Origin of the sequence: Mannheimia haemolytica, assembly GCF_004342115.1 — a bacterium.
Taxonomy (GTDB): Bacteria; Pseudomonadota; Gammaproteobacteria; order Enterobacterales; family Pasteurellaceae; genus Mannheimia; species Mannheimia haemolytica.
Map to the genome: position 1 here is coordinate 84,446 of NZ_SMAC01000007.1, position 10,174 is coordinate 94,619.

Annotated in this window: 7 protein-coding genes and 2 pseudogenes; 7 read left to right on the forward strand and 2 right to left on the reverse strand. The window is 42.7% G+C overall.

Going from position 1 to position 10,174, the window contains the following annotated elements:
• Position 1: 1 nt before the first annotated feature.
• Together EDC41_RS14000 and EDC41_RS03755 are read right to left on the reverse strand one after the other, a co-directional pair.
• Entirely contained in the window at positions 2-187 is a 186-nt protein-coding gene (locus EDC41_RS14000) for a zf-HC2 domain-containing protein (RefSeq protein ID WP_006249756.1), read from the reverse strand.
• Positions 184-750, reverse strand: a complete 567-nt coding sequence (locus EDC41_RS03755; protein ID WP_032844360.1) for a sigma-70 family RNA polymerase sigma factor — start codon at positions 748-750, stop codon at positions 184-186. The genes EDC41_RS14000 and EDC41_RS03755 overlap by 4 nt, the downstream gene beginning before the upstream one ends.
• Positions 751-858: 108 nt before the next feature.
• On the opposite strand from EDC41_RS03755, the gene msrP reads away from it, so the two are divergent.
• The 7 genes and pseudogenes from msrP to EDC41_RS03790 form a co-directional block, all read left to right on the forward strand.
• On the forward strand, positions 859-1,812 hold the full coding sequence (msrP, locus tag EDC41_RS03760; RefSeq protein WP_006249758.1) for a protein-methionine-sulfoxide reductase catalytic subunit MsrP: 954 nt from the start codon (positions 859-861) through the stop codon (positions 1,810-1,812).
• Positions 1,812-2,396 (forward strand): protein-methionine-sulfoxide reductase heme-binding subunit MsrQ, encoded by a 585-nt coding sequence (locus EDC41_RS03765; RefSeq protein WP_006249759.1) that lies wholly within the window; start codon positions 1,812-1,814, stop codon positions 2,394-2,396. The genes msrP and EDC41_RS03765 overlap by 1 nt, the downstream gene beginning before the upstream one ends.
• 96 nt (positions 2,397-2,492) lie before the next feature.
• Positions 2,493-3,144, forward strand: a pseudogene (locus EDC41_RS14005) (IS1595 family transposase).
• Between the two features lie 251 nt (positions 3,145-3,395).
• Positions 3,396-4,586 (forward strand): ornithine--oxo-acid transaminase, encoded by a 1,191-nt coding sequence (locus EDC41_RS03775; RefSeq protein WP_006250849.1) that lies wholly within the window; start codon positions 3,396-3,398, stop codon positions 4,584-4,586.
• 74 nt (positions 4,587-4,660) lie between these two features.
• Complete coding sequence (gene nhaC, locus EDC41_RS03780) at positions 4,661-6,172, forward strand: Na+/H+ antiporter NhaC (RefSeq protein WP_006250850.1); 1,512 nt, start codon at positions 4,661-4,663, stop codon at positions 6,170-6,172.
• Between the two features lie 119 nt (positions 6,173-6,291).
• Positions 6,292-9,888: a bifunctional proline dehydrogenase/L-glutamate gamma-semialdehyde dehydrogenase PutA gene (putA, locus tag EDC41_RS03785; protein ID WP_115262461.1), complete on the forward strand. Its 3,597-nt coding sequence runs from the start codon at positions 6,292-6,294 to the stop codon at positions 9,886-9,888.
• A gap of 108 nt (positions 9,889-9,996) precedes the next feature.
• Positions 9,997-10,174 (forward strand): annotated as a pseudogene (locus EDC41_RS03790) (IS1595 family transposase); the annotation flags it as partial.

Consider the following 10,174-nt stretch of genomic DNA (forward strand, 5'->3'; position numbering starts at 1 on the left):
ATCAGAACGGAGCATCTTTATCGTTACAGTAAGCTCTTAATATCTTGCCTAATTTCTTGGTATTTTTATTAAAATTTCGGCATTTAGGGCATACCAAAAGATGCAACTGCAAACGCATATGTTGTTGCAAACGAAGTTTCTCATCACAAGACTGTGAAATAAGTTCTGTTGCTTGCCTGCATTTCATTTTGATTCCTCTCTAAACCAATTACGAGATAAACACTCTTGTAAACGTAAACGAGCACGATGAAGTAATACATTTAAGTTAGAGAGAGAAATTTCACATTCTTGGCAAATTTCCGCACTACTCATCTCCAAATGTTCACGCATCATAAATACTCGTGCTTGCTGGGCGGGTAATTTATTTAAACAAATATCAAAAATTGCCCAAAATTCTTTTTGGTAAGTTGATTGAGCTATCCCCCTCCATTCAGTTACATCTTGATGTTCCAACCAATGATCGTGGCGATCGAAAAAGGCACTTGGTGATTCTTCTTCCTCACATAGAGAACTGACAGGAATATGTCGTTTTCGTGTTCTGAGTAAATCTAAAATTTTGTTCTTTAAAATAGCAAAAATCCAAGTTTTAAGTGCAGCTTCTCGCCGAAAAGAGGCTGAATGCTTATAGGCATTGGTTAAGGCATCCTGTACAACATCCTCAGCTAAATCTTTATCGGCTAGTTGTAGGGTGGCAAATTTAACCATTTGCTTTCTAATCTCTTCTATCTGTGTAGAAGATAGACTCTTCATATATCTCCTTTAGGGAATACCCAATAAAAAATTACACTTATTTTGTAAGAATTCTAGATCAGCTGAGTCCAAAATAATAACAACAATTCATAAAAAAAGGATAGTTCGATGAAAAAATTAACAATTCAAGATGTTACACCCGAAACTATTTTCTACCAACGCCGTAAAATTATTACCGCGTTAGGTTTAGGTATTGCAGCTTCTGCATTGCCTAAAGTAAGTATGGCAGAAACACAAAGACACTTGCAATCACTACAGTTTAAACCGGATCCAAATAAAGGGCTTGAACTCACTCCGGAAAACAAAGTAATAGGCTATAACAATTTCTATGAGTTTGGCGTGGATAAAAGTGCACCAGCAAAAAATGCGGCAAACTTCAAAACCGATCCTTGGACATTGGAAATTGGCGGAGAAGTTGAAAATCCGTTTAGCTTAAATCATCAACAATTGCTTAATACGTTTCCACTAGAAGAACGCATTTACCGTTTTCGCTGTGTTGAAGCGTGGTCAATGGTTGTGCCGTGGATCGGCTTTGAGTTAGCTCGCTTAATTGAGATGGCAAAACCAACCAGTAAAGCCAAATATGTGGTCTTTCACACTTTATATGATCCTGCACAAATGCCGGGGCAAAAAAATCGCTTGCTAGGCGGTGGGATTGATTATCCTTATGTAGAAGCTTTACGCTTAGATGAAGCCTTAAATTCATTAACACTACTATCCGTCGGTTTATACGGTAAAACCCTGCCACCGCAAAACGGTGCTCCTATTCGCTTAGTCGTGCCTTGGAAATATGGCTTTAAAAGTATTAAGTCGATTGTGAAAATCACCTTTGCTGAAAAACGCCCACTCACTACTTGGGAAAGTCTTGCTCCAAATGAATATGGCTTTTATGCTAATGTGAATCCAAATGTTGATCATCCACGTTGGTCGCAAGCATCTGAACGAGTAATTGGTGCAGGCGGGTTATTATCCGTCAAACGCCAACCAACACTAATGTTTAATGGCTACGAAAATGAAGTGGCAAATTTATACCGTGGCTTAGATTTAAAGGTGAACTACTAATGCTAACCTGGTTACGTATACTCATTCATCTTGGCTGTTTATTACCGCTAGTTTGGGTAGCACAGCTATTATATACGGGTAATGAAACAATATTAGGTGCCGATCCGATTAAAGAGCTGGAGCATTTTCTCGGTTATGGTGCAATCGTCATTTTTTGTATAATGTTTCTACTTGGTATTGCCCTACAATACCTAAAGAAAAACCAGTATCAAATTTTACGCCGTCCATTGGGCTTATGGGCGTTTGTATGGGCAGCTCTACATATTTCAAGCTATCTATTGTTAGAATTAAGCCTTGATGTAAAATTATTTTTTAGCGAGCTTGCCGGTCGCCCATATTTGATTTTAGGAGCAGCTGCTTTTTTCATTCTAAGCATAATGGCAATAACTTCGCTGCCTATGCTAAAACGAAAATTAGGAACACGCTGGGGGACGATTCACCAGTGGGCTTATCCTGCATTAGTATTGGCGATGGTACATTATTATTGGTCGGTAAAGAGCGTAACATTCGATCCAATTATCATCGGAGTCTTAGTGCTGTTTATTGTTGCTCATAAAATACAGGCTAAATTTGCAAAAAAATAGCAAAATCACACCGCTTGCAGCAGTCAAACTACATACAAAAAATAAGGGGCTGTCCTAGATAACGACTAAAACATCCATTTAGGTTAAGATAACCCAATGAGAAAAAGTCGTCTAAGTCAGTACAAACAAAACAAACTCATTGAACTGTTTGTAGCAGGTGTCACTGCTCGAACAGCGGCTGAGTTGGTGAATGTAAACAAAACCACCGCTGCCTATTACTTTCACCGTTTGCGATTGCTCATCTATCAACATAGCCCTCATCTGGAAATGTTTGAGGGTGAAATTGAAGCGGACGAAAGTTATTTCGGTGGTGCTCGCAAAGGTAAACGAGGGTGTGGTGCCGCAGGCAAAACTGCCGTATTTGGGCTGTTAAAACGTGATGACAAGGTTTATACCGTTGTCGTACCAAATACGCAATCTGCCACACTTTTGCCGATTATTCGGGAGGAAAGTGAAGCCTGATAGCCTTGTTTACACCGATTTTTATCGAAGCTATGATGTGCTTGATGTGAGTGAATTTAACCATTTTCGTATCAATCACAGCAAACACTTCGCAGAAAATCAAAATCACATTAACGGAATTGAGAATTTTTGGAGTCAAGCAAAACGCCATTTGCGTAAATTTAACGGCATACCTAAAGCTCATTTTGAGCTGTATTTGAAGGAATGCGAATAGCGTTTTAATCACAGTGACTTAAAATCTCAAATTTCCATTTTAAAACAATTGGTTAGGGGTTGTTTAAGTTAGTTATCTAGGACAGCCCTAAATTTTATAGTTGGAATTTCAACGGAGAAAGTTATCTATAAACTTATAAAAGTTATAGAAAATGGAGGCATTTTTGCTTAAAGTATGCTATCTATTCATATTAATTGCATAGTTAATCAACAACTGAAGAAAAATGAGAAGTAGATCATAAAATCAACAAAAAGTCCGTGTTTTTTAGCTAAAGATTGTTAAACTCTTTTGTGTTACAAGTTTTTAACATAAAGGAGTTTTTTATGTCTACTTCTCAACAACTCATCCAACAAACCGAACATTTCGGTGCCAATAACTACCTACCTCTACCTATATGTATTAGTAAAGCTAAAGGCATTTGGGTTGAAGATCCTGAGGGTAATCGCTATTTGGATATGCTTAGTGCCTACTCAGCGGTTAATCAAGGGCATTGTCATCCAAAAATTGTACAGGCACTAAAAGATCAAGCAGACAAAGTAACGCTGACCTCTCGAGCATTTTATAACGATCAACTTGGTATTTGGTATGAAAAAATTTGCAAACTCGCTAATAAAGAGATGGCATTACCGATGAATACGGGTGCAGAAGCGGTAGAAACAGCGATTAAAACTGCTCGCCGTTGGGGTTATGATGTGAAAGGAATTGCAGAAAATCAAGCAGAAATCATCGCTTGTGTTGGCAATTTTCACGGACGTACAATGGCTGCAGTATCTCTCTCGTCTGATCCGGATTATAAACGTGGTTTCGGGCCGATGTTAGGTGGCATCAAACTTGTTCCATACGGTGATTTAGAAGCATTAAAAGCTGCGATTACACCAAACACAGCAGCGTTTTTGGTTGAGCCAATCCAAGGTGAAGCTGGCATTCTTATTCCACCTGAAGGTTTCTTGGAACAGGCTTATGAACTATGCAAAGAGAATAATGTGCTGTTTATTGCTGATGAAATTCAGGCAGGTCTTGGGCGTACTGGCAAGTTATTTGCAACAGAATGGGAAGGCTTTGAGCCAGATATTTATATTCTAGGTAAAGCACTTGGTGGCGGGGTGTTCCCAATCTCTTGTGTGTTAGCAAATCGTGATATTTTAGGCGTATTCAATCCTGGCTCGCACGGTTCGACATTTGGTGGTAATCCATTAGCCTGTGCGGTATCTATTGCCTCAATTGATGTACTGTTGGAAGAAAAACTTGCAGAGCGTTCCCGTGAGTTAGGTGAATACTTCTTGGCAGAGCTGAAAAAAATCCAAAATCCAATTATTAAAGAAGTTCGTGGACGTGGACTGTTTATTGGCTTGGAGTTACATCAACCAGCACGCCCATTCTGCGAAAAACTCAAAGAAAAAGGCTTACTCTGCAAAGAGACCCACGATACAGTTATCCGCTTTGCTCCCCCTTTGGTGATTGAAAAATTCGATTTGGATTGGGCATTGGAGAAAATTCGGGAGGTGTTGGCTTAATTGTCATTTTCTCTATATTTTATCCTACCAAATCGCCTTTAACCCTTTTTGGCAGGAAGCAAAACAGTTGTAAAATGCTGATTTTGCAAACTTTTTCCAAAAATCAACCGCTTGTAAAAGGTGGCTTTATGTCAAACAGAACAGAAATAACAGACCAAAATATCCGAATCCCGTTTCGCTATGCTATATTGCCTGTGATTATTATGGTATCGATTATGGCGGTGGCTATCATCAAATTTGAAGCCTCACCTCACGTTCCGTTGCTTATTGGGGCAATTAGTGCCGCTGTGATTGCGATGGCACATGGCTACCGTTGGGAGACAATTGAAAAAGGAATTTATAGAGGCATTCGTATGGCTTTACCAGCGATTGTTATCATTATTATGATTGGGCTAACCATCGGAGCTTGGCTAGGTGGTGGAATTGTAGCTACGATGATTTACTACGGCTTGAAATTGATCTCTCCGTCGCTGTTTTTAGTAACTATCTCAATAATTTGTGCTATTGTGACCCTTGCGATTGGTAGCTCGTGGTCTACAATGGGAACAATCGGTATAGCGGCGATGGGGATCGGGTTTAGTCTCGGCATTCCGGCACCGATGGTTGCCGGTGCGGTGATCTCAGGAGCATATTTCGGCGATAAAATGTCGCCACTGTCAGACACTACCAATCTGGCAGCAGGGATTACCGAAACCAATCTGTTTGAACATATCCGCCATATGTTTATCACTACCGTGCCGGCGTTCCTGATTGCGTTATCTGTCTATTTCTATTTTGGTATGGAATTTAGAGCCGAAAATCTCGATCTTGCTAAAATTGAAGACATTATGCAGGCAATGCAGGAACATTTCTTGATTTCGCCTTGGTTGCTATTAGTGCCTTTATTAGTCGTGGTGTTGGTGGCAAAAAAAGTGCCTGCCTTACCGGCATTAGCTGCAGGGATAATTCTTGGTTGGCTCTGCCACGTTTTTGTGCAAGGCGGTGATGTCAGCGTAGCAGTGATTACTCTGCACGACGGCTATAAAATTGAGAGCGGCCACGAGATGATTGATAAGCTGTTCAACCGTGGTGGGATCGAGTCGATGATGTACACCATTTCCCTTACGATTGTTGCGATGACTTTTGGTGGCATTGCAGAGCAAGCTGGAATGTTACATTCAGTAGTGGAAAAAATCCTTACCCTTGCAAAATCAGCAGGTAGCTTAATTAGTGCTACGATTGTATCGGCATTTATTACCAACGTAACGACATCTGAGCAATATATTTCTATTTTATTACCAGGCAGAATGTATATAAAAGCCTATAGGGATAAGGGACTAAGTTCGAGAAACCTTTCTCGTGCATTGGAAGACGGAGGAACAGTTACTTCGGTTCTTGTACCTTGGAATACCTGTGGTGTTTATGCGTTCTCAATGTTGCAAGTGAGTGCTTTTGAATATGCACCGTATGCAATAATGAATTGGCTCATTCCACTGATTGCGATTGGCTTGGCAACCTTGAATATCAAAATTGAGCGATTGCCACCGGAAGAATTAGCCAAAGAACCTGAGGAAATTACTCTGCCAAAACGTGGTTGTTGTCCATAATTTATCTAAATAGTATTTAATAACAATAGGTTAAGTTAAATAACAAGCGGTCGGTTTTATCTTAAAATTTGCAAGTTTATACAGAAATTTGATCGCTTGCTGTATAGAAAGGAAAAATGATGTCATACCAACTTTTACCTAACACCACTATCCGTCCTGAATTGAGCCGTCATTACCGCTTTGATGAGCAAACCCTGGTGCAAAATCTGATAGAACAAGCACATTGTGATGAACAGGCTGATAACATTAAAAAGCTCACTACCCAATTAGTCGGTAAAGTCCGAACTGCACGCCAGAAAGCAAGCGGGGTTGATGCGTTAATGCACGAATTTTCACTCTCCAGCCAAGAGGGGGTGGCGTTGATGTGCCTTGCCGAAGCATTACTACGCATTCCTGACACCGCCACTGCGGATAAATTAATTCGAGACAAAATTGCCAAAGGGGATTGGCGTTCACACACCGGCAACAGCCCCTCTCTGTTTGTGAATGCAGCGGCGTGGGGCTTGGTGATTACCGGCAAATTGGTTTCAACCCACAGCGAAAGCTCACTCTCATCAGCACTTTCACGCCTGATCGCCAAAGGTGGAGAACCGCTGATCCGCAAAGGTGTGGACGTAGCAATGCGTATGCTCGGCAAGCAATTTGTAACGGGCGAAACCATTCAACAGGCGATTAAAAACGGCGAAAAACGCTTCGCAATGGGTTATCGTTACAGCTACGATATGCTGGGCGAAGCGGCACTCACCGCCGAAGATGCCAAACGCTATTACAACGACTATGTTGCCTCTATTCACGCTGTGGGTGCCACCTCGAAAGGCTTGGGCGTGTATAAATCCTCGGGTGTGTCGGTCAAACTCTCCGCCATTCACCCTCGTTATTCCCTTTCCCAACACCAACGTGTGATGGACGAACTCTATCCACGTCTGAAAGAACTGTTCTTGCTGGCGAAAAAGTATGACATCGGCTTGAACATTGATGCCGAAGAAGCCGACCGCCTCGAATTGTCGCTTGATTTGATGGACAGACTGCTTGCCGACCCTGATTTGGCAGGGTTTAACGGCATTGGTTTTGTGGTGCAGGCGTACCAAAAACGTTGCCCGTATGTGATCGAGCATTTAATTGAGACCGCCCGTAAACATAATCGCCAGCTAATGATTCGCTTGGTAAAAGGCGCATATTGGGACACTGAAATCAAGCGGGCGCAAATGGACGGTGCAGAGGGCTATCCGGTCTTCTCCCGTAAGGTGCATACCGATTTGAACTACATCGTTTGTGCCAAAAAATTGCTGGCGGCGCAAGATGTGATCTATCCGCAATTTGCCACCCACAACGCTCAAACTCTCGCCACCATTTACCACTTGGCACAGGGCAAACGTTTTGAGTTTCAATGCTTGCACGGTATGGGAGAGAGCTTGTACGACCAAGTGGTTGGCAGCGATAATCTTAACGTGCAATGTCGCATTTATGCCCCTGTCGGCACTTATCAAACCCTGCTTGCCTATTTAGTACGTCGCTTGTTGGAAAACGGAGCGAACAGCTCATTTGTTAGCCAAATTGTGGATGAAAATCTCAGTGTAGATGATCTGGCTCAAGACCCTGTTCAAAAAGCAGAACTGACTAATGGCACTATGCACCCGAAAATTCCATTGCCAGTCGATTTATTTGACGACAATCGTGTTAATTCCAAAGGCTATGATTTAACTGATGCAGTAAGCCTACAAAATTTAGAAAATGCCCTCAATGAACTTACCAAACAGCATTACCGTGCTGAACCACAGCTGGCAAATGATAATACAAGCGGTCAAGAAAGCCGCAAAATTTACAATCCAGCGAACCAAGCTGAATTAGTCGGCGAAGTGATTGATGCCACCGAAAACGATATGGAACAGGCGTTTGAAAGTGCGGCGGCGTTCCAAGGTGAATGGGCGAATACTTCCCCTGCGGTGCGTGCCAAGTGCTTAGAAAAAATGGCGGACTTGATGGAAGCCAATATGCCACAACTGTTCGATTTGGCGGTGCGTGAGGCAGGCAAAACGCTCAACAATGCAATTGCTGAAGTGCGTGAAGCCGTCGATTTCTGTCGTTATTATGCCAAAGAGGTACGCAACAACATTGAAGCATACAAAAATCCGCGTGGCATTGTAGTAGCAATTAGCCCGTGGAACTTTCCGTTAGCGATTTTTGTGGGTGAAGTTTCATCTGCGTTGGTGGCAGGCAATGTGGTACTAGCAAAACCAGCTGAACAAACTTCGTTAATGGCACATTATGCTGCCAGCCTTTTCTACCAAGCAGGTGTGCCGAAAGCGGCGTTGCAATGCTTACCGGGTAGAGGAAAAACGGTTGGGGTGGCGTTGGTGGCAGATCATCGTGTGAACGGCGTGATTTTTACTGGTTCAACAGAGACAGCTAAAAACATTAACCGCAATTTGCACAAAAACGAGAAAATTATACCGCTTATTGCCGAAACTGGCGGACAAAATGCAATGATTGTTGATAGCTCGGCACTGGGCGAGCAGGTTGTGATAGATGTTTTAAACTCCGCATTTGACTCAGCAGGGCAACGTTGTTCGGCATTGCGTGTGCTGTATCTGCAACGTGATGTTGCCGATCACATTCTCACAATGCTCAAAGGGGCAATGGCGGAGTTGAAAGTTGGTCTTCCACAACACTTAACTACCGATGTCGGACCAGTAATCGATAAAGTCGCACAACAACGCTTGCTCGATCATATTGAAAACCTCAAAAAATCGGCGAAAAGTTACTATCAGGTGGCTATCTCCTCTGAAATTGCCGAAAATGGTATTTTCGTACCGCCAACGCTGTTAGAAATAGATCATATCAGCCAGCTTAAACACGAAGTATTCGGACCGGTGCTACACGTTATCCGTTTTGATGCGGATAAACTCGACCAAGTGATTGCCGACATAAACTCCACAGGTTTCGGTCTAACCAGCGGTTTGCATAGCCGAATTGATGAAACGGTGGATTTATGGTTGAAATCTGTCCACGCTGGAAATCTGTATGTAAACCGTAACACGGTAGGGGCTGTGGTCGGCGTACAGCCATTCGGTGGAATGGGGTTATCAGGAACTGGGCCGAAAGCTGGCGGGCCGCTCTATCTACAACGTTTAGTAAACCGCCAAGAATGGACATTGAACGGTTTACAGGGCAATGCACAAGCGGTCGATTTTGACTTAAATTTTGCAATCCGCAAGGTTCTAAGTGGAGCTGAGCAGCAAACGGCGTTAGATCTGGCCAAAAGCCTTGCACGCCGCTCGCCACTCGGAAAAACCTACCCAATGCAGGGTATTACCGGCGAGAAAAACGAGATGATTTTCGTGGCTCGCCCACAGATTGGGATTGGCAAAGGTGATTTGGCTTCACAGGTGCAAGCCTTGATTGCCATTGTAACGGTCGGCAGCCAAGCGGTGGTAGAAAAATCAAGCGAGCTGGCAAAACACGCCTCTGCCTTTGGTAAGAAATTACAGGTGGTGGATGATTTCAACAGTCTCGATCACCTCAGCACACTCATTGTGCTTGACCTGCTTTCTAGTGAGGAAAAATTGCATCATGCCGAACGCAAAGGGGCGATTTTGACCTACATCGAAGGGCTGGATTTAGCGCTCTCACTGCTGCCGTTGGTACACGAGAAAGCAATCAGCATCAACACCGCTGCCGCAGGGGGAAATGCCAGCTTAATGAGTGAAATGGATTAAGCAACAAACAAAAGAGTATAAGAGGGCAGATCACAATGATCTGCCTTTTTATTTTAAGGGGCTGTCCTAGATAACGACTAAAACTTCCATTTAGGTTAAGATAACCCTATGAGAAAAAGTCGTCTAAGTCAGTACAAACAAAACAAACTCATTGAGCAGTTTGTTGCAGGGGTAACAGCCCGAACAGCATATGAGTTGGTCAATGTAAACAAAAACACGGCGGCGTATTACTTCCATCGCTTGCGGTTGCTTATCTATCAACATAGCCCTCATTTGGAAATGTTTG

What these genes read in the sequence shown, in the direction of transcription:
- putA (WP_115262461.1), top strand. Translation starts at nt 6,292, where the DNA reads ATGTCATACCAACTTTTACCTAACACCACTATCCGTCCTGAATTGAGC.
- EDC41_RS03765 (WP_006249759.1), top strand. Translation starts at nt 1,812, where the DNA reads ATGCTAACCTGGTTACGTATACTCATTCATCTTGGCTGTTTATTACCG.
- EDC41_RS03755 (WP_032844360.1), bottom strand. Translation starts at nt 750, where the DNA reads ATGAAGAGTCTATCTTCTACACAGATAGAAGAGATTAGAAAGCAAATG.
- EDC41_RS03775 (WP_006250849.1), top strand. Translation starts at nt 3,396, where the DNA reads ATGTCTACTTCTCAACAACTCATCCAACAAACCGAACATTTCGGTGCC.
- EDC41_RS14000 (WP_006249756.1), bottom strand. Translation starts at nt 187, where the DNA reads ATGAAATGCAGGCAAGCAACAGAACTTATTTCACAGTCTTGTGATGAG.
- nhaC (WP_006250850.1), top strand. Translation starts at nt 4,661, where the DNA reads ATGCTGATTTTGCAAACTTTTTCCAAAAATCAACCGCTTGTAAAAGGT.
- msrP (WP_006249758.1), top strand. Translation starts at nt 859, where the DNA reads ATGAAAAAATTAACAATTCAAGATGTTACACCCGAAACTATTTTCTAC.